The following is a 24,823-nucleotide window of genomic DNA, read 5'->3' on the forward strand; positions in this document are numbered from 1 at the left end:
TCCTTACTTGAGCAGATTAAGTATTTTTCTTGCGACCACAGGACGGCTACAATTATCAACTACGAATGCAAAACCACGTTGAGATTGAGTTGTGTATTTTTCTTTGTCGTTCCATAGATCACTAATAGTCTCTTCAACTTTTGAAGGTTTACAATACACAGCAGCACCACCGAATACTGGTTCATAACTTTGCGGCAAAATTACAACTCTGCCAGACGCCATCGCTTCCATAATATTTCTACCAAACTCTTCAATATAATCTTCATGTGTAAAGTGAAGGAAGAAGTCTAAACCTTCAATGAACTCTGTAATTTCGATGGAATCGAACTTAAACACTTCCCAATTACTCGGCAATTTGCCAAGTACTTTTTGAGGTGTTTTTGCACCGCCTAACAGCTGTACCTTTACATTTTTCTTGTTGCCGCAATATGCATTGAAGATATCGGAATGAGATTCAGGCCACTTAGTCCAGTGATCGCGGCTATGGCGTCCAAGAACTATGGGTCTATTAGAACCTAAGCCATTAGGAGGATTAGGAACTGTTTTTGGTAAATCATGGCTATAAGGAGGGAACCAAGTTTCATTTAGTAAATTATTACCTCCTCCAGCAAGTGTCAGTGTTTTTTCCACAATAGAAGAAATGGGAATCCAAACCGGTAGTTTCCCAAATAACTTTTGCGTCAACTCATTCACATCTTTTTCTGCATAATAATGAGGTTTTTCACTCCACAACTGCATTGGAGATTGGTTAACTAAAATAGCTACTTTTTTACAATCTATAGTAGGAACAGCATCAATTTCATATTTCAAAATAGGAGGGTGATGGATAACAACTAAATCAGCGTTTATATCATCTTCAGGAACTAAAATATCAACATTTTCGTTGTACGATAATTCCATATATTCGTCGGCAATTTCTGCAACTTTTAGATCATATCTGGGCCAATGAAACAAACCGACTCTAAGACCTGAATCTAGAGCTGCTGCTACATATCCCTCATTACAACGCCTAGTACCACCAAGTAAACTCAAGTCAGATATAATAATTAAGTCATAGTGACGATTTAACGGCCAGTTATTGGGTGCTAAACCTGCGGGGATAGGAAAGGGTTCTTTTAAGCTCTTTCTATTTGTAACAATTTTTTCAGAGTTCGCTTCAACCTTTTTAGATTTCCAATAATTAGCTTGTCTAGAGTATTCCTGACGTATACCGAAGGTTAAACTGTTTAGGCTAGTTTTTTTATTTTGAGTTAACGAGTTTTCATGTACTAAAAAGAAAGATAAAGGAACGGCTGTTAGTATGTCTTTTACCGAATCGTTACCCCATAGCATTCGGGCTCTTTGCACAAACTCATCATCAGCATTTGCCGAAACGCCATCCCATTCTCCTAATGCTTCCAAGTCATGCTTTCTTATCAGTACAGACGGATAGCTTCTATGTACATAATCGAGATTGTTTCTTTGCGGTCTGAGCATAAACTCCATATTCGAATGTACTCTGGCCATCATCGAACAGGTGATTTTTAAACGCGGATTACTTAACATCGCTCCCATTTGAATTTCTAACATCTGTGGATGTGACCAATCATCACTATCATGAACTGTTATAAAATCACCAGTGGCTAAGCTAAGGGCTTTGTTTCTCGTACCATAAGCACCTTGGTTTACGGTATTTTTGGCTACCTTCAAGCGACTATCTAATGCAGCCATTTCTTCAAGTAAAGCTAGAGAGTTATCGGTACTGCAATCATCTACCGCAATAATTTCAATGTTACTCCAACTTTGGCTAAGTAAAGATTGCATCGCTACTGAAATAAAGTCTTCTGCGTTATACACAGGGACTAAAATACTTATTTTAGAACCGCCGCTAATTGTGTTTGGTGGGGTCGCAATTGTTAAATTGCCAAATTTCATACCTTCAGATTGGTCTATAAAGGAAACTTCACTCAAACCGAAGTGTGAGTATATCTTGTTTAATACTATGAGCCTTTCTTCATTTGATTCTAGGCGGTTACACAAGGCGCATAAAAAATCACTATCAAACCTTTGTGCTAGTGTGGGCTCAAGAAACTCTGTTGCTTTATCTAAAAGCCCAAGTTGAAGAAGGCTTTCTATAAGTAATAATTTTGTTCGTTTAGCTCGATAAAGTTTGATATCTAAAGGTCTAATATCTTTTAAACAACGATATGCGTTAGACCAATCCTTCGTTGTACTGTACCACCGACTCAAACTTAATAGGGCATGGGCGCGCTCTGATTTTTTGCCATTATCGTCGTAAGCAAATTTCTCTAAATCTTTTACCGCATGCTCACTAAATCCACCCCATAACTTTTTATTTAACTCGCCCGCTGGAGTTGATGGTTTTATCGACTGAGCTCTAGAATCATTGGCTTGAATAGAGCGGCCTTCTGCCATTCCATGCTCAATATAGTGTACTAGAGGATTTAAACCGGCTATAGCTACATCTTGGTATTGTGATAGGTACCATGTTTGGTCGAATTTCGGGCTGGGTGCGCGACCTTCAGTAACACCAAATTGAATGTAATGTTTAATTGGATCTTGACCCGACTCTTTCACATCTGCGTTTTGTTCTAAGTACCATTTTGAGTCAAATAAACCTGATTCTTTAATTAGTTTGGCTTGTCGACGAATAGAGTGTTTTTTAAAAAGTGAGGCCGAAGGTAAAAATCTGAACATGTATAGCTTCCAATTGTAACTGAGTAGTCGGTCAAAAGAGATTCTTGTGACAATAATAAACCAATCGGAAAGGATAAACGTCGTGGTTGATCTATGCAATAGACTAGAGGCAACTATTAACATGGTTGTTGGTTTCTTATGCAGTCAGTTAAGTTGTATTAAACCAAATGACCTTTAATTGACAGAATCTGGTATTGTCATTGTTTTCAGTTTTACTCTTGCTTTCTAGCTTGTAGAAAGACGTTTTAGATAGGTTAAATTTGAGACTTGTTTTAGACAAAGAGCTACAGAAAGTTTAGTTGACGAGTAGTGGGCTCTAGGTACCAACCAAGGTGTTGTAGCCACTGGAGTTAGTGCTTTTGTACAGGATTCTAAAATGGACGTTTTGAAAGCAGATTGCAGCACTACTTTGAGTTGAGAGTTTAAAACTATATATCGATAACTTAAAAGGGAGCATAAGAGTAAATTGCTAAGACTCACATTAATGCTGTTACTAACATTTTTATCGTTGTTTGCGCTAAGAGGGCATATGTCTACTGCGCAGCAATCAACTGATTACTTGTATTATCAAGACTTTGAAGACATGGGTTTAAACCAAAATTGGTTTAAACCTGAGTTATCGGTAAAGGGGAGCAGTGAAGAGCTAAAATACGGGCAGATTATTCGACAAACTTACACCCCTAGCAAAACAGGAACGCCCTATATTGGTAAACGTTTTCAATTAGTAGAGAGCGTTTCTGAAGCCACTCTCAGTTTTGATATGAAATTAGATAGTCAATTTGAATTTGTAAGAGGCGGTAAAATGCACGGCTTAGGAGGCGGGACGGCTACCACTGGCTGTAAAACTATCGATCCGAATGGTTGGTCTGTCCGAATGATGTGGAGGCAAAACGGACAACCCGTTTTATACTTATACCATCAAGATCGTAAAAAACGTTGTGGGGATGATGTAGCAGACCCTCTAGGGTTTACGTTTGTTAAAGATACCTGGTACAAAATTGCACTATATGTAAAGTTAAACAGTGAAGTCGGCAGCAGCGATGGCATAGCTGCACTTTTCATTAATGGAAAAAAACTGATAGAACGTAACAATTTAAATTTTACTGGAAATATGGAAAATAAGATTGATTATTTTTTGTATAACTCATTTTATGGTGGAAACGATCCAAGTTGGAGCCCGTCAACTGATACTTTCGTTTATTATGATAATTTTAAAGTAACTCGAGGATTGCTGTTGTCAGAATAGTTTAGCAGCGACCAATAAGTTTCCTTTACTTCATAATTTTAGAAAGGGGTCTATTTAAAATAGCAAATGCTTACTCTATCCCCAAAAGGTGGTTGTAGAAATTTACTCGGAGCTAATTGAAATCAAAGACGCGACTTAATTTAAAATAAAACGAATGTTTTATTAAGTGCTAGTGTATTTTTATTATTGAAAGAAATTGTAATTAAAAATGGTTATTGAACAAAACATAAAGCTTGGAAAATATTTTGATGCTAATTGGTATTTAGATACATACCCTGACGTGGCAGAGGCGGGAGTCGAACCATTAGAGCACTATATCAATTGTGGTCGTGGCGAGGGGCGGTTCCCCTGCAAAATTGAAGCATTTGAATTAGAAAAAGAGTTATGGACGACCGATAACACTGACGAAATTGAGAAAAAACTAATCACATTGTTCAGTAACTCTAGTGACTTTAGTCGGTGTTTAGCTGGGTGGGTGCTTGGTCGCTGGTATGGCAGTTATGGAAAATGGGATCTGGTAGAACAATATTTACCCGAAGCCTTGAAAGATCCAATGGCGTTATATTTAATCGCACATCAAGGTCCATATCTGTTGTTGTTTGATGCATATTATTGGCAGGGCAAATTGAGCGCGGCACAAGCGTTACTTAACGATAATACCTGGCCAACATCTAACAACAAGTTACTAGCTCAAAATATGCTGCTTGATAATGAGAGTAGAGCTGATGATTTAACTGAGCTATTTGCCAATAACCAACTTTTGGGTGTTAGTGTTAAACATCCAAAAAAGCCACTAGGATTAGATAATTTAGTTGGGCTGAATGTACCTCGCAGCAAAACGTTAAAAGATATTTTGCAGCCATTAGTTAGCATTATCATTCCATGCTTTAATGCGCAAGATACTATAAAAACAGCAGTAACGAGTTTGCTAAATCAGACTTGGAAAAACCTCGAAATCATCATAGTTGATGATGCTTCCTGTGATGACTCATGGCAAGTTCTACAATCTCTATCGAAGCAAGACCAAAGAATTAAGTTATTTCGTCACGACGTCAATTTAGGCGCATATCGAGCGCGAAATTATGGACTTAGTATGGTCAGAGGTAAGTATATCACTGTGCACGATATTGATGATTGGTCGCATCCGCAAAAAATTGAATGCCAAGTTAATGGGCTACGACAAAAGCGCAATGCTATCGCATCCGTTTCACATTGGGTTAGAGCCGATGAGGAATTGCGTTTTCAACGTTGGCGGATGGAAGAAGGTTGGATTTATCGTAATGTATCTTCACTAATGTTGAAGCGTTCGGTATTTCGCCGTTTGGGATATTGGGACAACGTTTCAGTGAACGCTGATACTGAATATTATCATCGTATTTTGGCATCTTATGGTGTTAATTCCATTGTCGAGGTTTTACCTGGTATACCGCTTTCTTTCGGGCGGGCAACAAATGAATCCTTATCTCAAACCAAAGCGAGTCATTTACGAACTCAATTTAAAGGGTTGCGAAAGGACTATCATGACGCAGCCGTTACCTGGCATAAATCTCATAAAAAGCTGTATCTTACTCGCTTACCTAATCAGCGACCTTTCGCTGTTCCTCCGACAATGCTGAGAGGAAATGATGCCCAAAGAAAGCATAACTTAACGCTACTTTTGCAAAGCAGTGAACTGTTTGACCAAACATGGTATTTGCAGCGATATCCAGATATTGCCAAGGCGGGAGTCGAGCCCGTTGCACATTTTATTAATAATGGTATTCACGAGGCCAGAGACTGCAACCCTGTGATAAGTATTAGTGGGCAGGCCTATCTCCATAAAACTAATAAATTAGCGGTTATTGAACATCTGCTGAACGAAAGTCATCTGCCAGAGCGCACTGAACTTGAAGGCGAAATCCTTTTCCATGACGATAAGCCCACCATTTTATGTGTCGGCCATATGGTGTCAGAACATACTTTTGGTGCTGAGAGGAGTTTTTTAGACACACTTAAGATGTTTTCGCAAAGTGATTTTAATATTGTTGTTGTTTTGCCTAATGCCGAAAACGTCGATTATGTAGAAAAAGTCTCTGCATTATGTAGCAAAGTTATTTTTCAACCCATGCAGTGGTGGAACGCAAATAGAGACACAGATGAAAAGGTAGTTGATGCTTTCATTCAAATTATTGTACAGCTGAATATTGCACTTGTTTATGCAAATACCCTTGTTTTGTCAGAGCCATTGAACGCAGCGACTAGAAACAACCGAAAGACGGTTATGCATATTCGTGAATTACCTCTCAATGATCCGGATTTGTGTGAAGCTTTGGGGGCAGATGCTGAAACTGTTAGGAATCATTGTTTAAAAAGTAGTGACTATTATATTGCTAACTCTTTGGCAGTATTGAATTTCATTGATGTGAAAAATCGAGCTTTTCTAATTCCAAATGTTATTGACATTGATGTTACTACGTCAAAACTACCTAGCGTTAAACTTCCTGTTATTGCTTCTTTGCTCAGCAGTAATCTGCCTAAAAAAGGTATTGAAGATCTACTTAAAGTTGCGGAGTTGTGTGAGGCTAAACAGTTTCCTATTGAGTTTCATATTTATGGGCCTGAAAATGAACATACAGCGAATTGGAAAAAACAGACGAGCTTACAAAATTTAAAATGGAAAGGTTATTGCCAGAGTTCCTTTGAAGCACTTAAAGGTACCGATATCTTACTTAATTTGTCTCACTTCCAGGAGTCTTTTGGTCGCACAGTGATAGAAGGTATGGCGAGCGGTTGTGCCATTGTTGCATATGAATGGGGGGCTATTCCTGAACTAGTTGATGAAAAAAATGGTATTTTAGTTCCCTTTAAAGATATTGAAGGTGTCGTCAACGCTCTGGGCTTGCTGATAAAAGAGCCAAGCCTGATTGTAAAGCTTGGTGTGAATGGCAGAAGTAAAGCAGTAGAAAACTATAGTTATCAAAAAGTTAAACCAAGCATGTTAAGTGCTATTCAGCAAATTTTAAAATAGTGTCAAAACATCTAGTTTATATTTCCATAATTGAAAATATATCAGTTAGATGTTTGTAATTGTATTCAGTTAAGAGGTTGTGTGGTTAAAAAATATATAATGATAGGAGTGAAGTCCATGGTTGGATGCATTCCTGAATCAATTCGAAATAAAGTTAAGCGCTGGCCATGGTTAACTTCTTTGTATAGTCGCAACCTCCAAAAAAGCGGCTTATCATACGGTATTCCATCAAAGAAAAAGACCGCTAAGCTATATGAAGGGCTTATATCTAAGCAAAATGTCTCGTTGAAAGATATGACGTTAGGTACTCCTTTTAATGTTGTAGTGGTAGTTAACGGAAGTTCAAGCTTACTTAATTTTACCTTGGAATACTTGGCGGATATAAACACCATAGAAACGGTGTTTCTTTTGGTTAAAGATGAAGAAAACGTCAATTATAACCTTAATAACTTGACTGCTAATCTTGAAGTGGTGTCGGAAAGCTCACTTGATTTTTCTTGTGATGCCGAAAGAGAAATTAATAACTTCTTAGTAATAAACGCCGGTGACGCTTTGCACTCTTTAAGTGAAGGAGCAGTTTCAGCGTTTTTAAATTCTAGTTCTTCAATTGGCTATTTTGACAGTGACAGCATCACTTCTTCAGGAAAAAGACACTCACCCAAACTACATAGTGACTGGAACCCCGATTTATTGTTGAGTACGGGCTATATCAATACTGGCCTTTGGTTTCGCTCGAACAGAGTCTTTGCTAAACAAGCGCGTTTAGAGGTTGGTGAGACTAGTATTGCTGACTTCCTAGCTAGTGTTTATCTAGATGAGTTAGATATGATAATAGGGCACCTACCTTACGTAGTTGTTCATTCACAAGCTACCGCTGATAACAATAGCTTCCCTCTGGGGCCAACAGCCATTAATAAAGTCTCTACATATGCAAAGGTTACCAAGCATCCTCAATATCCTATTTTAAAATTGCTTTGGCATACAGAAACAAGTCCCTTAGTGAGTTTAATTATTCCGACTAGAAATTCACGTCAACTTGTTAAAGTCTGTGTTGAGTCTATATTGACGAAGACCACTTATCGAAACTTTGAAATATTATTGGTTGATAATCAATCAGACGAACAAGAAAGTCTTGATTACTTCAATGAGTTAAATAAACATCCACAAATTAAAGTGCTTAAATATGATCAAAAGTTTAATTACTCTGCAATAAATAATTTCGCTGTCACTCATGCTGCGGGTGAAATTATAGGGTTAATTAACAATGATATAGAAGTGATAGAGCCGGAATGGCTGTCCTATATGGTAAATCAAGTCAATCGAAAAGAAATCGGCTGTGTGGGCGCTAAACTACTTTATCCAGATGGCAGAATTCAACATGCAGGTGTCGTTATGGGGTACGGCGGAGGTGCAGGGCATGCTCACAAGTATTTTCCCCGAGAGCATAGTGGGTATTTAAATCGACTAGCCGCTACAAATTGTTTTAGTGCTGTGACTGCAGCGTGCCTGTTGGTTAAAAAGAGTGATTATTTAGCTGTAAATGGTTTGGATGAAGTTAATTTGGAAGTGGCTTTTAATGACGTTGATTTTTGTCTTAAAGTATTGAATTTAGGAAGGCGAAACCTCTATTGTGCAGAAGCTGTTTTATTTCATTATGAGTCAGTATCCAGAGGTTTCGACGACACGGTTGAAAAACGTGATAGATTTGAAAAAGAACTAAATTATTTACAAAAAAACTGGGCAAGCATCATTGAACATGATCCCGCCTATAGCCCCAATTTAACATTGAGAAGAGAAAACTTCTCGATAAAAGAGTGTTGATAAATTGAATTTAAAAAAATTTTTCAGATTTAGGTTCAGTGTTTATCTCTCTTGCCGTAAAGCCTCTAAATATTTATTTTGGTTATGGATTTTAATTAACAAGTGCATTAGGAAGAGAAAGCCTTATCGAGTAAAGCTAGTCGCAATTGCAAAAAATGAAGCTTGCTATTTGCCTGAGTGGTTGGCCCATCATCAATACTTCGGATTTGATCATATTTCAGTTTATGTAAATAACACCACTGACAATACCAGTAATATCGTTCGGAAATTAAGCTCAGTAAAGCATATTGAGTTTTGTGATGGAGATGAGTACTTTCAACCGGATATAAATGTACCGCAGACTCATATATATCAGCACGAATTAAAGCGCAGTAGGAAGCAAGGATATTCTCATGTTATGTTTTTAGATATAGATGAATTTTGGACACCGAAAGATCTAAAAACTACTATTCATGACTTCTTGAAACAAAAGACTACAGATGTGGTTTGTTTTGAATGGTTAAATCGAACTAACGAAGTTAAACCTTTCCTGCCAACAATAGAAAAGAAGATAGAAGGAATTAAAGGCAATCATGTAAAATCACTTGTTTCTACGGATGTTTTACTTGAGGCCATTAACCCACACAACATACTGGGTTATAAAATTAAGCATCAATTGGCAGATGGCAGTAGATTTCATGTAGATGAAAATAATTTCGCAAAGATAAGCCCTGAAGAAATAAAGTCTCCCTTAAAAGATATTTTTATTTTACATCGAATGTTTCGCAGCCAAGAGGAATATGTGGCGCTATTACTGCGAGGTAGGCCTATCCAAAATCGCCCTTACGCTGATATCTTTAAGACGAATAGGAGCGGATATATACCACGTAAACCTAAAGTATCGGTATCATTTGATGTTAAGGTTTTGACTAAATATCAGTGGTTTATCGAGAATTTTGTTGCCAATTATAAGTTGCATGAAGAAATTGAATTAGGCAGAAGGTTTGTGATAGAAAAAAGAGAACAGGTTTCGCAGATTATTGCCGATTCTCCTTTTGAAGTTCTCCCTATTTTATCTAAAATTTTTACTCGTGTGACATTGCCAGACGTTGTCGCAGCGTTAAAAGCCAAACAAAATAATTGTAAGACCAACGACTAATTACAGCGATGGTTGCGACAGTAAATGTAAACATTTTGTCTGTAAAGTAAGAATGGGAAATTTTAGAGATATAGATATTTCCTAACTTTTAAAATTAATTGAAAATGCACTAATGAATTTATTATCAAATATATTAAACATATTAAAATTTAAGTCAGATGGACGGGATTCAGTCATCTGGTTATCTCATCATATCCCCAAAACTGCAGGAACATCTTTAAAGTTGGGGTATGCCAGTGCTTTTGGAAATAACGCTATTAAGCATTTATATGCTCCAGATGAGGTTAAAGTTATTGGTGGTGGTGGAAAAATCCTTCTACCATATGGGACGCAAATACTCCATGGGCACTTTCATGCTCATCCTGAGCAAATAAAGTTATATCCAAATGCTAAAAGAATAGTTTGGGTAAGAGATCCTGTGGAACGGGCTTGGTCTCTTCTAGGACATTTATTGGCAGTTCAGCAATCCAAAAATGAATATCGAATTATTCATGATGAGTTTGGTGAAAATATTGAAAAACAAAAATTAGACGTATTTGAGTTTTTTTTAACACACCCTGAATTGCAGCACCTAAATAAGCCCTATCAGAACCATTTTTCGAAAGTGCCCATAAGCGATTTTCATTTTGTCGGTAGGACTCATTGTTATGCTGAAGATCTCAAACGTTTATCGAAAGAAATGGGAACTGACATTCCGTTACTTGAAAAGAACGTGAGGTCGTCAGGGAAAGGGCTACCTGCGAATAGAGAGCTGTACCAGAAATTATTGGAAAAAGAATACAGTATTGTCGATGGATTCATTTAATGCTTGCGTGAATTGTAATCGAATATTTATGAAGCATCTAAATGGCAAAAGGGGAGGATCTTTTGCCATTGCTTAAAACGGTGATTTAAGCAAATAATCTGCTATACTTCGCCGCCTGTCTCGCGACACAGCGCAGACAAATTTTATCGAAATGCTGGAGCAAGTTTCTGAAGTCACCAAACCATCAACCTCATTCTTTTACAATTCTCAACTCGCTCGAAAAAGATCAACGTTTTGAGTCTGTAGTAGGCATGGGCGTTTACATTGAGGATCAGCTCGATTGGGTGACGCAATCGGTGGAAAGTGTTCTTTCTCAAAGTTACCAAAATTTTCAGTTGGTATTGGTCCTAGATGGAGAGGTGAAAGAAGATGTGTTTAACTTTCTTTCACAGCTAAGTAGTGAGCGAGATAACGTGCAGCTGATTAAGTCTGCAGTCAATGTGGGGTTGAGTGCCTGCATGAACTTCGTGATTGATTGGACGATTAAAAACCTACCTACTGTAGAATATTTTTTCAGAATGGACGCAGATGATATTTCCCATTCAGAGCGCTTTGAAAAACAAATTAATTTTCTAAAAACACATAAAAATACTCAGGTGCTAGGCACTTCTTTAATTGAAATCAATGAACATGGTAGAAAAGTAGGTAAACGTAAATTACCTAAAAATCATGGTGATATATTCCGTATTTTACCTAAACGCTGTGCCATTAATCACCCTACTGTAGTGGTTAGAATGGAGGTGTTTAAAGCTGGTCATCGATACAACGACCAGCTACAAAACACCCAAGATTATTTTTTGTGGATAGAGCTTTGTGCTGCCGGTTTCAAATTTGCCAACTTGCCTGAGCCTCTGCTGGAATTTAGACGGGTGAACGATTTTTACAAACGTCGGGGTTTGAGTAAGTCAATTAATGAGTTCAAAGCTCGTTTTTATGCCATGAAAGTATTAAAACGTTATAGTATTGGCAATATTGTTTACGCTTGCGCCGTGCTCTTTTTACGACTTATGCCTTCCAAAATTGTGAAGTTAGCGTATAAAATAGACCGTTACCTTTTGAATAAGCGGGTTAGACACGAGTGATAGGCGCGACAGTCATTTTATATAAGCCAGATATGGGGATCACTCAAGATCTTCTTGAAACCGTCCTAAAGCAAGTGGATGTGGTTTCCATCGTCGATAATTCCCCGGTTGCCACTGAGTTGCTGTTCGATAAATCCAATATGCATTACCATCATTTTCCGAATAATATCGGTATTGCCGCTGCCCATAATGTGGGGTTGCGTGATTTACGCTCTTCCGGCTGTGAATATGGCATGTTGCTCGATCAAGACAGTACCATTGATGAAGACTTTGCCTTTAGGCTGTCTTCTCTGCTGGTGGCTTCTAAGGTGGAGAAACGACCTGTTGTAGCCATTGGGCCACGTATCATTTGCTCTTTTTCCGAAAAAACGGTTAAACCTAGAGTGCAGCGTGAAGTTTTGGTGTATGACGAAATAGTTTGTGTTACGCAAATTATATCCTCAGGAATGATGATCGATTTGTCACAGTTGGATGCCATTGGTTATAAAGATGAAACCTTATTTATTGATGGGGTAGATCACGAATGGTGCTGGAGAGCGAAACAACAAAACTTAATGGTGGCCATTGCTGATAAAGTTGAGATGATCCACCGCTTAGGAGACTCTCGCAGTAAATTTGCAGGCATTACCTATAAAGTAGGGAGTCCCGTTAGACTGTATTACCAGTTCCGCAATATATTGCTGTTATCCCGCAGAGGTTATGTACCTAGATACTGGAAAACCCGTAATTTGTGTGTTTTACCCATTCGCTTCTTTGCCAATAGCCTATTGCAAGACCGTAAACTGGAGCGTCTGAAGTTTATGTTATGCGGTCTGTGGGATGGGATCTGTAAAAAAGATGGCGCATTTTCCGACAACTGGTAATACCTTCATTGCAAATCTCTCTTCGCTTTATTTTCAAACTATATTTTTTATTTTTGAAGTTATACACTAACTGCCGTTTGTAATACGAATCGCAACATACGTAGTTTAAAATTTTTGCACGATAATTGCTGACAAAGATACAGCTAATTGATTAAAGGAACTAAAAATAATGAAAGTAACCGTATTTGGTATTGGTTATGTGGGGTTAGTACAAGCAGCTGTATTGGCAGAAGTGGGTCATCAAGTTGTCTGTGTCGATGTTGACCAAAGCAAAGTCGACAACCTTGAGAAAGGTATTATTCCTATTTATGAACCGGGCTTAACACCTTTAGTTAAATCTAATTTTGACGCCGGTAGGGTTACATTTACCACTGACGCCAAGGCTGGGATTGAGCATGGTGATGTAATTTTCATTGCCGTAGGCACACCGCCAGATGAAGATGGTTCTGCTGATCTTAAATACGTACTTGCCGTTGCTAAAACCATATCTGAAGCTATGGAGCAGCATAAAATTGTGATCAACAAATCGACGGTTCCAGTGGGCACTGCAGATAAAGTGAAAGCAAAAATTACCGAAGTACAAGAATCTCTGGGCAAATCAATTACCTTCGATGTGGTTTCAAATCCTGAATTTTTAAAAGAAGGCGCAGCCGTTAATGATTGCATGCGACCTGACCGTATTATTATCGGTACTGACAGTGTTGGTGCAGAAAAGAAGCTAAGAGAGCTTTATGCACCATTTAATCGCAACCATGACAAAATTATTGTCATGGATATTCGCAGTGCTGAATTAACCAAATATGCAGCCAATTGCATGCTGGCCACTAAAATCAGCTTTATGAATGAAATGGCTAATTTAGCTGAAGTGTTTGGTGCTGACATCGAAAACGTAAGACTCGGTATCGGTTCAGATCCGCGAATTGGTTATCAGTTTATTTACCCAGGTTGTGGTTATGGTGGATCTTGTTTCCCCAAAGATGTGCAAGCGCTCGCTCGTAGTGCAACTGAGGCAGGGTATACCGCCAAGATCTTAGAATCTGTAGAGGCAGTGAACTACAAACAAAAAGAAAAACTGTTTGAATATATTTCTGGGCATTTTAATAACGATCTGAAAGGCAAAACCGCTGCTGTTTGGGGTTTATCTTTTAAACCTAATACCGATGATATGCGTGAAGCGTCCAGTCGCGTGTTAATGGAACATTTGTGGGAAGCGGGCGCTAAGGTACAAGCCTACGACCCTGAAGCCATGGAGGAGACTCAACGCATTTACGGTGTACGTGATGATTTGAGTTTAACAGGCACCAAAGAAGCGGCCCTTAAAGGCGCTGATTTCTTAGTCATCTGCACCGAGTGGCAGGTGTTTAAAGCACCTGATTTTGAGTTAATAAAACAGTCGCTATCTGAGCCATTATTATTTGATGGACGAAATTTATTTGAACCTTCGTTAATGCAGGAATACGGATTGCATTACTACGCCATAGGTCGTGGATTATCAATAAAGGAAAGTTAATATGAGTCAGGTTAAAAAAGCAGTCATTCCAGTTGCAGGACTGGGGACAAGAATGTTACCCGCAACAAAAGCGATTCCAAAGGAAATGCTGCCAGTAGTCGATAAACCACTGATTCAGTATGTGGTAGCGGAATGTGTGGCCGCTGGTTTGAAAGAAATTATACTGGTTACTCACGCGAGTAAAAACAGTATAGAGAATCACTTTGATACCAGTTTTGAATTAGAAGCTACCCTTGAAAAACGGGTTAAGCGCCAGTTGTTAGAAGCGGTACAAGCTATCTGTCCTAAAGATGTAACCATTATGCATGTCCGTCAAGGTGTGGCAAAAGGTTTGGGTCACGCTATCTTGTGTGCCCGTCCTATGATCGGTGATAACCCTTTTGCAGTGGTTCTGCCAGACGTTATCATTGATGATGCTGCATGTAACCCTAAGAAAGATAACTTGGCTGACATGGTAGCAACCTTTAATACCAGTCAGGTTAGCCAAATTATGGTTGAAGCCGTACCTGAAGATTTAGTTCACAAATACGGTGTGGTTGATTTAGAAGGTAAAGAGTTAGGCGAAGGTGAGTCGGCGAAGATCCATAAAATGGTAGAAAAGCCGCCAGTGGAAGAAGCACCATCTAACTTGGCTGTAGTAGGGCGTTACGTTTTATCTGAAAGTATTTGGGATGAGTTGGAAAAAACTCAGCCGGGTGCGGGTGATGAAATTCAATTAACCGATGCCATAGACACAATGATGGAAAAAGAACAGGTTGATGCTTACTATATGACTGGTAAAAGCCATGATTGTGGGAGCAAGCTTGGTTATATGAAAGCCAATATTGAATACGGTTTACGTCACGAAGAAATTAAAGACGAGTTTCTTGATTTCTTAAAAGAGACCATTAAATAACGTTAGCCTTAAAGCAATTTAAAAGTGGCGCCAATTGGCGCCATTTTTTTATTTCACAGATACCGATGTTTTTAATTTTGCTAACATTCGCTCACCAATTCCCTTCACGTTGGTAATGTCTTCCACACGTTTAAAGCTACCATTGGCTTTTCGGTACGCCACAATATCTTGGGCTTTTTTTGCTCCAATGCCGGGTAAGGCTTCTAAATCATTAGCGGTAGCCGTATTGATATTGATGGGGGTCGCTTCAGCCTGCAATTGAGTTTTTGCGGTTTCAATTTTCTGGTTTAAGCTTTTAGCATGTATAGAAAGTGGACTGCTGGCAGCAAAAACTGCACAAGCCACAATTAAAGTGGGTAAGAACTTTTTCATATGGAATCTCCGTATTCATTTTTAATCCGTTAGTGCTTCATTTGCACGATTTAAAATTAGTCCGGCTTGGTTTATATGTAAAGTCTAGTTTTTTGGAAGGTCAATACTGTGGGAGAGGTAACAAGTGCCGAGGAAAGTATTTAAATAATCACTTTTCAGAGCAATAAAAAAGGCCCTTAAAAGGACCTTAGTTAGACTCTACCGTTTAGTAGAAAATTCAGTGTAGCTTTATTCTAGATTATTTTTTACGACGAAGTGCTAATAACCCCATACCTAGCAATAAAATTCCTGCTGGTTCAGGTACACTGGCCGCTTCTACAGAAGCAAGTGATAAAGCTTGAACATCGCCTGAACTCACTTCAGTCAGTCTGATTGAGTTATTACCACTACAGCAGTTTTCAGCCCAAAATATTTCGACAATTCAAAATGAAAAAAGTCGTTACATTTAATAATGTAACGACTTGGTGTAGAGAGGATCTATATCTTTAGCTTACAGTCTATCTAATACTGCTTGAGTGAAGTCAGTTGTACCGTGTTCGCCACCTAGATCACGTGTTGTACGGTCACCAGATTCGATAACGTCTTTAAGCGCACTACGGATTTTATCCGCTTTATCACCCATCTGTAGGTATTCGAGCATTTGAACTGAAGCTAAAATAACTGAAGTTGGGTTGGCTAGGTTTTTACCAGCGATATCAGGTGCAGAGCCGTGAACCGCTTCAAAAATAGCGCAGTCTGAACCTATGTTAGCTCCTGGTGCCATACCTAAACCGCCAACTAAACCAGCGCAAAGGTCTGAAAGAATGTCGCCAAACAAGTTAGTTGTTACCATTACATCAAATTGATGTGGGTTCATAACTAATTGCATACATGCATTATCCACGATCATTTCTGTTGATTCGATGTCAGGATATTTGTCGGCTATTTCTCTGGCTACTTTCAAAAACAAACCTGAAGTAGACTTTAAGATGTTTGCTTTATGCACTGCTGTGACTTTTTTACGTCCTTCGCGACGCGCTAGTTCATATGCGAAAGTTATAATGCGTTCTGCACCTTCGCGAGTAATGATACTTTTTGCTTCCGCTTCACTGCCGTCCTCAGATACAACTTGTCCTAAACCTGAGTACATGCCTTCGGTGTTTTCTCGAACGGTAATAATATCGATGTCTTCGTAACGAGCTTTAGTCCCTTTGAAAGATAGTACGGGACGAACGTTTGCGTACATTTGGAATTTTTTACGCAAGCTAACGTTAATGGAAGTAAAGCCTTCACCTACTGGTGTGGTAAGTGGGCCTTTTAACGCAACTTTGTTCTTTTCAATAAGATCTAAAGTCTCTTGGGGTAATAGTTCGCCGTGATTTTCTAAAGCCATCAAACCTGCATCGGCAAAATCATACTCAAAGTCGCAGCCAACTTTTTCTAAAATTTGTAAGGCCGAATCGACGATATCAGGTCCGATACCATCACCTTTGATAACGGTAATGCGTTGTTGTGTCATTATGTATTCCTATTTTACACTTTTGAGGGCTGGATATTTAGCCGGCGTATAGACTGAATTTAAGGGGCAGATTTATACCACTTTTGGAGCTAATTTTCCATGTATTACGACGATTTCCACATGATTGCTGCTGAATTTATGGATTTTAAGGCAAAGCACAGTAGCTGTGACTGTGTTGAAGAGAGTTGGCTAACAATTCACTAACGTTTTGTTCATTTAATTTAAAAAACTTTAAACTTTGGGTATAAAAATCGCGAGATTCATCATTTAAAACCTGTTCACAAAAATAAACTTTTCTGGCTAATAAAAGACTCAAGCCGAGTGTCATGATCATGGTTTTCAGAATCGGATTTTTAGGCAGTTCATCTGAACTTTGACCATTAGCCACAATTGCTTCTGCATACAATTTGGGTTGTTGCCATGCTTGGCACAATTTTAAACTGTGACTACGTAATGTTTCTGGCTGACGAAAATCGAATAGACAGCAAATATCTTGCTGCCGTTCTAAACTAAGGTTCCATTTAGTACGAGTTTTGAGGGCGGGTTGGGTAAATAATCCGCTACAAGCAAAACATAATAAAGTGGACGCTTCTTCAGGCGTTAAGTGTTCATTCTGGCTCGTAAGGTTAGCGGCAATTTGACTGGCTAAACGTATGAACTGAGTGAAGTTTTGTTGTAACGGAAAGTAACTTTGATTTAATCGCAATAACAGGGCTTGTTGAATAAGCATAGAGTTTGCTTTCACATAACCGTGCATCATTAGTCCGTGTTTAACTTGCTGAATGGGAAGCTTGTTCCTATTTGATATTGTCGCGGTTTGTTTTAAGTATTCCGCAAAAGCTGGTTCTGAATTGATTTGTAATGCCAATTTGTCGATATCGACGGAACCACTATTTAAGTGCTTTTGTACCTCAAGTAGCAATGCCGGTGGCTTGTCTAACGGAAAGTTACTGCCTATTGGATCTAAACAGTCAGCCTTTTCCAATTGCCAATTTATATTCCACCATCGCTGAATCTGGCTAAAACCTGATACCTTTTGAGTTCCTGAAACGTGATGAATATTATCCTTATATACCCGTTTAAATTGCGGGGCGTCACTGTCATCGGCCTTAATCATAACCACTAGTACTTTGTCTTCGGCAACACTTAACACTATTGCAGGATCTTGATTGTTTAGTTTAATTAAAGAACCAGGGCAAAGCAGAGCAGGGTATTCTAACAAGCCATCTAACCCTGTTAAATAACGTTCTGGTGAGCTTTGCACGAGTTTTCGTAACGCCGAGGAAAAATGCATGGGCTTTTTAGATTTACTCGGGGTGATCCGTGATGCAAGTTGGTGTGCTAACAAAATAATGTGCTGGTTTTTGGTTAACGTTAAAGGCCAAGAACGGTTATTTTCAAACTTGGAAAAAAGCCATTTGTAAATTTGATAGCCATCCATCCATGTTTGCAGATTAGCTTTATCTAGAATTTGTAGTAGCCGTACACTTTTGCGGTGGTGCGAGGGACGTTTGTTTTGTTGAAAAAAGCTTTCTAGATCTTCCTGACGTTCGCAATATAGTGAGAGTAAACAGCTTAATAACTGTTGGCAGCATAAGTCATTAATCCGCCCTCGATTGCAAAGAAGTGCGCAATAGACCATGCCATTGAAGACGAAATTATTTAAGAAACTACTTCTGGATTTATATAATAAAGGTTGGGCAACAAAGATATCAGGAGCGAGCTTAAAGGCCGCTAGAAAGTGTTCTGAAACTTTAACAATCCGTTTAATCTGTTCTGGTCCAACGGGGTTCTGCCGCACTTCATCAAGTACGGTGGAAACCTGCCCAAAGGCTTTTATTACACCTTGGGTTGGCATGTTTCAATAAACTCTAGGGAGCAGGAGTGAGTCACTAGCGCTTTAAGTAACTTTGGTAAGTGCCATCACCCCAGGCAATTAATTTATCATCTTGAAATAGCAGTGGGGTGCACTCATCTTGGGTGGTTATACCATCTGATTGGTTCCAAGTAGTTCGGTAAAACATCACTTGTAACTGTGCGTCACCTACTTGTTTGGCTTCACTAATATCTGGTGGCCCCAATAGTTCAACAATACTTGAACGAAGATCACCAATTTTGATTTTAGTTAACTGAACTTTATTGTATTCCTGACGATCTTCCCATCCCATACTGGAGGTATCGTCTGGGTTAAACAATATCAGCACTACAACCAGAGATACGTAGATAAATACGCCAATTCCGATACGTTGTATTACTTTACTATTCATAATTATTTCTCAAGATTAATTGTCCCTATGGTAATCAAATCACACTGATGAATAAAGGCTACTAAACGTGAAAAGCCTATAGCCTGCCTTAGGTTATTACCTGATAACAAGGGCTATAGTCGCTACCAGGAAGCTTCATACGTTGTTGTTTTACAAATGATTGCAGTAAAGTGTCGAGCATATTCATCAATTTAGGATCGCCATTGATTTTGAAAGGGCCATGCTTTCGTATTTGCGTGATACCTTCGGATTTCACATTTCCAGCCACTATTCCCGAAAAAGCTTTACGTAACGCGGCTGCAAGTTCGGCTTTAGGCTGCGAAAAATGCAAATTTAGTTCTTGCATGCTTTGATGGGTAGGCTCAAAGGGTTTTTGAAATTCCGGTTCAATTTTTAGTAGCCAATTAAATAAATAGGAATCGCCGGTGTTACGTCGATGAGTGCGCACATCGAGTTGCTGGCTTTTTATTTTTTGCGCAACTTTAACCGCATCATCCACTACTATTTCATATAACGACTGTGCTTCTGGACCTAAGGTTTCCCCCACAAATTTATCAATAGATTCAAAGTAATCTTTACTTTGAGCTGGCCCAGTTAAAATAATTGGTACGATTTGTTCGCGGTTTTCTTCATTTAACATGACACCCAACAAATATAATAACTCTTCAGCGGTGCCTACGCCTCCTGGAAAAATGACAATTGCATGGGCAATACGCACAAAAGCTTCTAACCGTTTTTCAATATCTGGCATGATAACCAGTTCATTAACAATGGCGTTTGGCGGCTCGGCGGCAATAATTGATGGTTCAGTCATTCCTAAATAGCGGCCGGTTTTGTAGCGTTGTTTCGCGTGTCCAATTGCAGCCCCTTTCATTGGGCCTTTCATCGCTCCTGGACCACAGCCGGTACAAATGTTCATTTCTCTCAAACCGAGTTGGTAACCCACTTCTTTGGTGTATTTATATTCTACTTCGCCAATTGAGTGACCACCCCAGCAAACCACCATATTCGGATCGCTGCCTACTTTAATAACTTCAGCATGACGTAACATATCAAACACTATGTCGGTCAAATCTTTAGATTGTGTAACATGGGCTTCATTGAGCCGATATTTCACTCCCATATGTAAAATATCTCTGAGTACGGCAAATAAGTGTTCGTGCACACCTTTGATTAATTGCCCGTCAACGAATGCTACGGCGGGTGGATTGACTAGTTCGATTTTAACGCCACGCTCACGTCTTATCAGATTAACTTCGAAATCTTCATAGGGGGTAAAAAGCTGTTCGAAATCATCTTCTTCCACGCCTGAGTTTAATACTGCTAAACAACAGTTTCTAAATAATTTATAGAGATCACTATTGACTGATTGTTTAAGCCTATCTACTTCGTACTGCGACAATTGACTTAAAGGGCCAACTGGGTTTAATTGAATTGATAGCATAGATTGTCCTATTTCCGAACTTACTGGCGAGCCTGTCGTGCAATGTTGTATGCAGATTCAAAATCACTTCTGAAGGGATTGATATCAAGCCCTCCGCGGCGAGTGTAGCGTGCATAAACGGTTAACTTTGATGGTTTGCAGTAATGCTTTATATCTTGAAAAATTCGCTCTACACATTGTTCATGAAATTCATTGTGCAGGCGAAATGAAATTAGATAGCGTAGCAGTGATTCTTGGTCAATTTGAGCACCTGAGTAGCGGATCATAATACTTCCCCAATCGGGTTGATTAGTGATCAGGCAATTGGATTTAAGCAGGTTACTACACAGTGTTTCACTCACTTGCTTCGATGTAGTTTTTAATGCTGAGGCGTCTAATTGGTAATCAGTAAACTCTATGTCTTGATCATCAATATTTTCACCAGGCAAATCTTCAATTTTTTGACTAGCAAAATCCTTCGGCAAAATTATTTTTACTTGTACTGACTTTCCAGCGCAATTTGATAAATCTGACGTCAGGGTGTTCGTTAACGTTTGTATGGATTCGATTTTAGATTGATTAAAGCTGTTTAAATATAATTTAAAGCTTTTTGATTCAATTAAATGCGGCGAGTCAAACGGAACAATACATTGCATTATTGCAACTTGCGGTTTTCCTCGCATGTTGAGCCAAGATAGCTCATATGCATTCCAGATATCTTCGCCGGTAAATGGCAAGCTTCCAGTTAATCCGATGGTATCTCGACTTAAACTGCGGGGCACTGCCTGCAGGAGTTCCGGAGAATAGGTTTGCACATATTCAACTGTTTTACCCAGTGTTAGTTTTTCTAGTGCCGGAGATGCATTACTTATCTCATCGGTTTTATTTGTCATTTAGTCTTCTCGTTATACAATACTTGAGCAGTGTAAATACCTTTTTGATGATTGTTGTTACGCAATTACGCCACTATCAGATTCGTTTCGCATATTACCGCAGATAATTGGTATTCACTTCGTTTGTTTCAAGTCATCTTAATTTAAATATAAGGAAGTGTAGTCTGTGAGCATTGATTCGGCACTACAAAATTTTGTTTCTGAATATGTCGATTGTCATCAACGTAATCAACATCCATTGGTTATTCAGTTCGATGAAAATTGGCCATCAAAATGCTATCAGCAAAAAGGAGAGCAAGATGAATGGATCCCATGGTTACCGGTTAAACAAACCAGTGACAGGCACTTCGAACACTTTGAAAAAGCCCTTGAAATTAAAATGGATGAACAACTTAAGGATTACTATACCTGCTTTTGGAGTGATAATCTAAATGCTCAAACTCCAAGGGGGAACCTGCAATTATTGATGCCTTGGAACGATGATGATTTTGAACGATTACAACAAAATTTAGTGGCTCATGTGTTGATGAAAAGACGTTTAGGGCAAGAAGATACGCTGTTTTTTGCCATCACAGACGAAGACGATTTTATTGTGAGTGTGCACAATGAAACAGGGCGGGTCATGTTGGAACAGATAGGGTTAGAGCCGCAGGAGACCCTAGCGAATTCATTAATCGAATTTATCCAACAGCTCACCCCACGCCTGTAGCATGGCCTTCAGGCCATGGTTAGATGAACATTTCATTCACTTTGCGGGGCTAAAGCCACCGCCTACAGGTGTAGGATAATCAACGATTATGATTGTTTCAAAGCTTGGGTTAGGCTCAACACCTGCTGTTCCAATAATGCGATGCGTTTTTCTAACTGATTTACATGTTGTGCTAAATCGGTTGGTTTCTGCATGGGAACATCATCTTCAATTAGATCCGCAAACTGCTCTGGCTCGTCTTGCCAGCGCCTTAAAACATCAATAACTTCCCGTAATGGTAATGGCCGGTTAGATGCTTTTTTAATTAACGCCACACTTGGCGCTTTTCCTTTAGATTTTAAATTTTTACACAGTGAAGCAATGTACTGGTGCTGATTTGACATGATGAAAAACACTAATTATTAGTCAATGTGGCTATTTTAACTGTATTGACGAACACATGCATTAATATATGTTGTTATATATCAATGACTTAGTTTTTGGCCTCAATTTTGTATAGTGGACTGCATGTAAACAATAAAATTAAAACTTCAAGGAACTTAAAATGAAAAAAATACTTGTTGCTGCAGCATTAGTCTTACCTCTTACCTTATCTGGGTGTGTTATATCGGTTGGTGGTGAAGGGGATTATTCCTATCAATCTGACTGGGAACAAAAAGAGCGCAAGAATAGAAAGGCAATTGCAAGATTAGAGTCAAATACAGCTATTGCAGATATTAGAAGCCGTCTCGGTACACCAGATTTTAGTGAGCTATACCAACAAAATAACGACGAGATAAACGTTTTGTTTTATCGCACGCAGCGTCGAGAAGGTGATGGTGTTACCACTAAAGATGAATGCACTCCATTGGTATTCAAAAATGGCAACCTAATCGGATGGGGCGACTCTGCTTACCAAAACATTTAAGTTTGCAAACTACAGCCCGGCATCGTTGGGCTGTAACTAGCCAAGCTACAAACTTGGCTAGCCAGTTAGATTATCGTAAACGATTGTCTAACTGATCGATTAACTCTGTCCATTCCGCATCTTCAAAAAAGGATTGCCGAATAAAAGTCGACTGAGCCTGGGTCCAAAAAGTGGCCTCTTCAAGTTTTATCGATTTATCTAAACCTTTATGTTCAGCAATAAAGCGCTCAATAGACTCATCATCATTTGCTAAGCCTAGTTGTAGAAACAAGTCTTTCAATTCTAAATTTTCAGTTAACATGTGCTGTCTCCTATATGAAATTCTATTTTCAACGGGTCGTCAATTTAGTACCTTGCTAATTAATTAGATACTTAGAGTTGTTGCTTTTCACCTAGTTAATATCTTTTATGCCTTGGATACTTTTACCATCGTCTCTTTAAGTCTTGGGGGGAATAGGCTATAAATCAACCTATTCAGCACAAAATAGCTTAAATTGTTTGCTGTTTAGTTTAATGAGTTGTTAACAAGTGGTTAATATTTATGTAAAGTGAAGTTTCCTAATTGAAGAGAGTCGAGCTATGTCAAATACTGCACAAGACATAAACCCATTGGATACCATCAAAGCTGTCTACCTTGCTGCTGAAGATCTAAAGATCGCAGCTTCAATTTTGTACCAAGCTTATCATGATGATCCGTTGTTTTTAGACATCTTCGATTCAGAAAAAGAAGGTTATGAATCTCGTTTACGAGGGGCAATTCGAGAAGAATTGAATGCATTTTGGAGCGCTAAGCAGCCGATGATAGGGTTGTTTGAAAGTGATCGATTATTGGCGGTGGCTTGTTTAATTAAACCTGATAGTGCCTTTAACCCTGATCGGTTTTGGCATTGGCGTTTGAAGATGTTGCTTACAGCAGGCTACATTGGCACAAAGCAAATGATTGAAAAAGAACAGCGTGTGAGGGAGCGTATTCCCCATGAAAAATATCATATGTTATCGTTCATAGGTGTGCATCCTGATCATCAACATCGGGGTCTTGGACATGTTCTAATGAGCGCTATTGATAGTATTGTTCTTGAAGAAGAGAAAAGTGAAGGTGTGGGTGTTTATGTAACTTTACCTAAATGTTTGTCGTTTTTTGATGACGGGAAATATCAACACATAGAAGAACTCAAAGTGTCTCGTATTAATGGCCAAATCATGTTTAAACCTCGTTCAGCATAAATATCGCTTCATTACTTAAGAGAAGAAAACCTCAGTAACTGGTGCTTTTCTTCTCTTAATCCCCTCTACCTTAAGATTTGCAATGTCGTCATTGTTGTACTTTTAAGCATGTAACAATTGAAATTGACAAAATTTTAAATTACTCCTCCTTAAACTAATTAGCCCCATGGCAATCGTCATTCGAAACGAGAATCTCTTTCAACAGGATGTAGAGCGTGAAAGAGGACTTGGAGAGCTGCATAATTATTATTTTCTTTCGACAAGAGAATTCTTGTCGAAAATCCCACTCTCATAATCGCTTTATCCCTCAAACAAACCTATTAGTAAATTCGAAACGAAGTGTCCAAGGCAACTAGACCGTTAAACACCCCCCAGGATATCTATTACGAAAAACTGGCTGGGCTTTCATCACATCGTTAAATAGACACCCACAGTATTTTTCATTCGATTTTCCGATTAAGGCAAT

22 protein-coding genes are annotated in these 24,823 nt (G+C 38.8%); 12 read left to right on the forward strand and 10 right to left on the reverse strand.

Going from position 1 to position 24,823, the window contains the following annotated elements; genetic code table 11:
• Positions 1-3 precede the first annotated feature (3 nt).
• Positions 4-2,697: a glycosyltransferase gene (locus tag ABJV04_RS01400; protein WP_348489323.1), complete on the reverse strand. Its 2,694-nt coding sequence runs from the start codon at positions 2,695-2,697 to the stop codon at positions 4-6.
• A 529-nt stretch (positions 2,698-3,226) separates the two neighbouring features.
• On the opposite strand from ABJV04_RS01400, the gene ABJV04_RS01405 reads away from it, so the two are divergent.
• The 9 genes from ABJV04_RS01405 (at position 3,227) to galU (ending at position 15,064) form a co-directional block, all read left to right on the forward strand.
• On the forward strand, positions 3,227-3,943 hold the full coding sequence (locus tag ABJV04_RS01405) for a polysaccharide lyase (protein WP_348489324.1): 717 nt from the start codon (positions 3,227-3,229) through the stop codon (positions 3,941-3,943).
• Positions 3,944-4,151: 208 nt separating this feature from the next.
• Positions 4,152-6,950 (forward strand): glycosyltransferase, encoded by a 2,799-nt coding sequence (locus ABJV04_RS01410; RefSeq protein WP_348489325.1) that lies wholly within the window; start codon positions 4,152-4,154, stop codon positions 6,948-6,950.
• Positions 6,951-7,067: 117 nt separating this feature from the next.
• Positions 7,068-8,771 (forward strand): glycosyltransferase, encoded by a 1,704-nt coding sequence (locus ABJV04_RS01415; protein WP_348489326.1) that lies wholly within the window; start codon positions 7,068-7,070, stop codon positions 8,769-8,771.
• A gap of 4 nt (positions 8,772-8,775) precedes the next feature.
• On the forward strand, positions 8,776-9,909 hold the full coding sequence (locus ABJV04_RS01420; RefSeq protein WP_348489327.1) for a glycosyltransferase family 2 protein: 1,134 nt from the start codon (positions 8,776-8,778) through the stop codon (positions 9,907-9,909).
• Positions 9,910-10,021: 112 nt separating this feature from the next.
• Complete coding sequence (locus ABJV04_RS01425; RefSeq protein ID WP_348489328.1) at positions 10,022-10,714, forward strand: hypothetical protein; 693 nt, start codon at positions 10,022-10,024, stop codon at positions 10,712-10,714.
• Between the two features lie 251 nt (positions 10,715-10,965).
• A complete protein-coding gene (locus ABJV04_RS01430; protein ID WP_348489329.1) occupies positions 10,966-11,796 on the forward strand; it encodes a glycosyltransferase in 831 nt (276 codons plus the stop codon).
• Entirely contained in the window at positions 11,793-12,659 is an 867-nt protein-coding gene (locus ABJV04_RS01435; protein ID WP_348489330.1) for a glycosyltransferase family 2 protein, read from the forward strand. The genes ABJV04_RS01430 and ABJV04_RS01435 overlap by 4 nt, the downstream gene beginning before the upstream one ends.
• Positions 12,660-12,828: 169 nt before the next feature.
• Positions 12,829-14,169 (forward strand): UDP-glucose/GDP-mannose dehydrogenase family protein, encoded by a 1,341-nt coding sequence (locus ABJV04_RS01440; RefSeq protein ID WP_348489331.1) that lies wholly within the window; start codon positions 12,829-12,831, stop codon positions 14,167-14,169.
• Between the two features lies 1 nt (position 14,170).
• The gene (gene galU, locus ABJV04_RS01445) at positions 14,171-15,064 is read left to right on the forward strand and encodes a UTP--glucose-1-phosphate uridylyltransferase GalU (protein WP_348489332.1); all 894 of its coding nucleotides are present in this window, start codon (positions 14,171-14,173) and stop codon (positions 15,062-15,064) included.
• 48 nt (positions 15,065-15,112) lie between these two features.
• Here the strand turns inward: galU and ABJV04_RS01450 are convergent, their stop codons facing one another.
• From ABJV04_RS01450 to queF, 7 genes are all read right to left on the reverse strand, one after another.
• A complete protein-coding gene (locus ABJV04_RS01450; RefSeq protein WP_348489333.1) occupies positions 15,113-15,436 on the reverse strand; it encodes a ComEA family DNA-binding protein in 324 nt (107 codons plus the stop codon).
• Positions 15,437-15,674: 238 nt separating this feature from the next.
• A complete protein-coding gene (locus ABJV04_RS01455; RefSeq protein WP_348489334.1) occupies positions 15,675-15,794 on the reverse strand; it encodes a PEP-CTERM sorting domain-containing protein in 120 nt (39 codons plus the stop codon).
• A 132-nt stretch (positions 15,795-15,926) separates the two neighbouring features.
• Positions 15,927-16,934 carry an isocitrate dehydrogenase gene (locus ABJV04_RS01460; protein ID WP_348489335.1) on the reverse strand — a complete coding sequence of 336 codons (1,008 nt, stop codon included), beginning with the start codon at positions 16,932-16,934 and terminating at the stop codon, positions 15,927-15,929.
• A 145-nt stretch (positions 16,935-17,079) separates the two neighbouring features.
• Positions 17,080-18,792, reverse strand: coding sequence for a hypothetical protein (locus ABJV04_RS01465; protein WP_348489336.1), 1,713 nt, complete (start codon positions 18,790-18,792; stop codon positions 17,080-17,082).
• A gap of 34 nt (positions 18,793-18,826) precedes the next feature.
• Entirely contained in the window at positions 18,827-19,201 is a 375-nt protein-coding gene (locus tag ABJV04_RS01470) for a DUF3192 domain-containing protein (RefSeq protein ID WP_348489337.1), read from the reverse strand.
• An 88-nt stretch (positions 19,202-19,289) separates the two neighbouring features.
• Entirely contained in the window at positions 19,290-20,645 is a 1,356-nt protein-coding gene (gene ppnN / locus ABJV04_RS01475) for a nucleotide 5'-monophosphate nucleosidase PpnN (protein WP_348489338.1), read from the reverse strand.
• A 20-nt stretch (positions 20,646-20,665) separates the two neighbouring features.
• Positions 20,666-21,517, reverse strand: coding sequence for an NADPH-dependent 7-cyano-7-deazaguanine reductase QueF (gene queF / locus ABJV04_RS01480; protein WP_348489339.1), 852 nt, complete (start codon positions 21,515-21,517; stop codon positions 20,666-20,668).
• Between the two features lie 166 nt (positions 21,518-21,683).
• Here queF and syd point away from each other — a divergent pair, with 166 nt between their 5' ends.
• Positions 21,684-22,226 (forward strand): SecY-interacting protein, encoded by a 543-nt coding sequence (gene syd / locus ABJV04_RS01485; RefSeq protein ID WP_348489340.1) that lies wholly within the window; start codon positions 21,684-21,686, stop codon positions 22,224-22,226.
• Between the two features lie 86 nt (positions 22,227-22,312).
• Here the strand turns inward: syd and ABJV04_RS01490 are convergent, their stop codons facing one another.
• Entirely contained in the window at positions 22,313-22,609 is a 297-nt protein-coding gene (locus ABJV04_RS01490) for a hypothetical protein (protein WP_348489341.1), read from the reverse strand.
• Between the two features lie 161 nt (positions 22,610-22,770).
• Between ABJV04_RS01490 and ABJV04_RS01495 the strand changes: the two genes are divergently transcribed.
• Entirely contained in the window at positions 22,771-23,133 is a 363-nt protein-coding gene (locus tag ABJV04_RS01495) for a DUF3192 domain-containing protein (protein WP_348489342.1), read from the forward strand.
• Positions 23,134-23,203: 70 nt separating this feature from the next.
• Here ABJV04_RS01495 and ABJV04_RS01500 read toward each other — a convergent pair whose 3' ends face one another.
• Positions 23,204-23,434, reverse strand: coding sequence for a DUF2789 family protein (locus ABJV04_RS01500; RefSeq protein ID WP_348489343.1), 231 nt, complete (start codon positions 23,432-23,434; stop codon positions 23,204-23,206).
• 278 nt (positions 23,435-23,712) lie between these two features.
• Between ABJV04_RS01500 and ABJV04_RS01505 the strand changes: the two genes are divergently transcribed.
• Positions 23,713-24,357 (forward strand): GNAT family N-acetyltransferase, encoded by a 645-nt coding sequence (locus ABJV04_RS01505; RefSeq protein ID WP_348489344.1) that lies wholly within the window; start codon positions 23,713-23,715, stop codon positions 24,355-24,357.
• Positions 24,358-24,823 lie beyond the last annotated feature (466 nt).

The sequence above is a fragment of the Aliiglaciecola sp. genome (assembly GCF_039982535.1).
GTDB lineage: Bacteria > Pseudomonadota > Gammaproteobacteria > Enterobacterales > Alteromonadaceae > Aliiglaciecola.

Excerpts from the sequence above, each read along its gene's own strand:
- ABJV04_RS01400 (WP_348489323.1), bottom strand. The coding sequence starts at position 2,697 with ATGTTCAGATTTTTACCTTCGGCCTCACTTTTTAAAAAACACTCTATT.
- ABJV04_RS01405 (WP_348489324.1), top strand. The coding sequence starts at position 3,227 with ATGTCTACTGCGCAGCAATCAACTGATTACTTGTATTATCAAGACTTT.
- ABJV04_RS01410 (WP_348489325.1), top strand. The coding sequence starts at position 4,152 with ATGGTTATTGAACAAAACATAAAGCTTGGAAAATATTTTGATGCTAAT.
- ABJV04_RS01415 (WP_348489326.1), top strand. The coding sequence starts at position 7,068 with ATGGTTGGATGCATTCCTGAATCAATTCGAAATAAAGTTAAGCGCTGG.
- ABJV04_RS01425 (WP_348489328.1), top strand. The coding sequence starts at position 10,022 with ATGAATTTATTATCAAATATATTAAACATATTAAAATTTAAGTCAGAT.
- ABJV04_RS01430 (WP_348489329.1), top strand. The coding sequence starts at position 10,966 with ATGGGCGTTTACATTGAGGATCAGCTCGATTGGGTGACGCAATCGGTG.
- ABJV04_RS01440 (WP_348489331.1), top strand. The coding sequence starts at position 12,829 with ATGAAAGTAACCGTATTTGGTATTGGTTATGTGGGGTTAGTACAAGCA.
- galU (WP_348489332.1), top strand. The coding sequence starts at position 14,171 with ATGAGTCAGGTTAAAAAAGCAGTCATTCCAGTTGCAGGACTGGGGACA.
- ABJV04_RS01450 (WP_348489333.1), bottom strand. The coding sequence starts at position 15,436 with ATGAAAAAGTTCTTACCCACTTTAATTGTGGCTTGTGCAGTTTTTGCT.
- ABJV04_RS01460 (WP_348489335.1), bottom strand. The coding sequence starts at position 16,934 with ATGACACAACAACGCATTACCGTTATCAAAGGTGATGGTATCGGACCT.
- ABJV04_RS01465 (WP_348489336.1), bottom strand. The coding sequence starts at position 18,792 with ATGCCAACCCAAGGTGTAATAAAAGCCTTTGGGCAGGTTTCCACCGTA.
- ABJV04_RS01470 (WP_348489337.1), bottom strand. The coding sequence starts at position 19,201 with ATGAATAGTAAAGTAATACAACGTATCGGAATTGGCGTATTTATCTAC.
- ppnN (WP_348489338.1), bottom strand. The coding sequence starts at position 20,645 with ATGCTATCAATTCAATTAAACCCAGTTGGCCCTTTAAGTCAATTGTCG.
- queF (WP_348489339.1), bottom strand. The coding sequence starts at position 21,517 with ATGACAAATAAAACCGATGAGATAAGTAATGCATCTCCGGCACTAGAA.
- ABJV04_RS01490 (WP_348489341.1), bottom strand. The coding sequence starts at position 22,609 with ATGTCAAATCAGCACCAGTACATTGCTTCACTGTGTAAAAATTTAAAA.
- ABJV04_RS01495 (WP_348489342.1), top strand. The coding sequence starts at position 22,771 with ATGAAAAAAATACTTGTTGCTGCAGCATTAGTCTTACCTCTTACCTTA.
- ABJV04_RS01500 (WP_348489343.1), bottom strand. The coding sequence starts at position 23,434 with ATGTTAACTGAAAATTTAGAATTGAAAGACTTGTTTCTACAACTAGGC.
- ABJV04_RS01505 (WP_348489344.1), top strand. The coding sequence starts at position 23,713 with ATGTCAAATACTGCACAAGACATAAACCCATTGGATACCATCAAAGCT.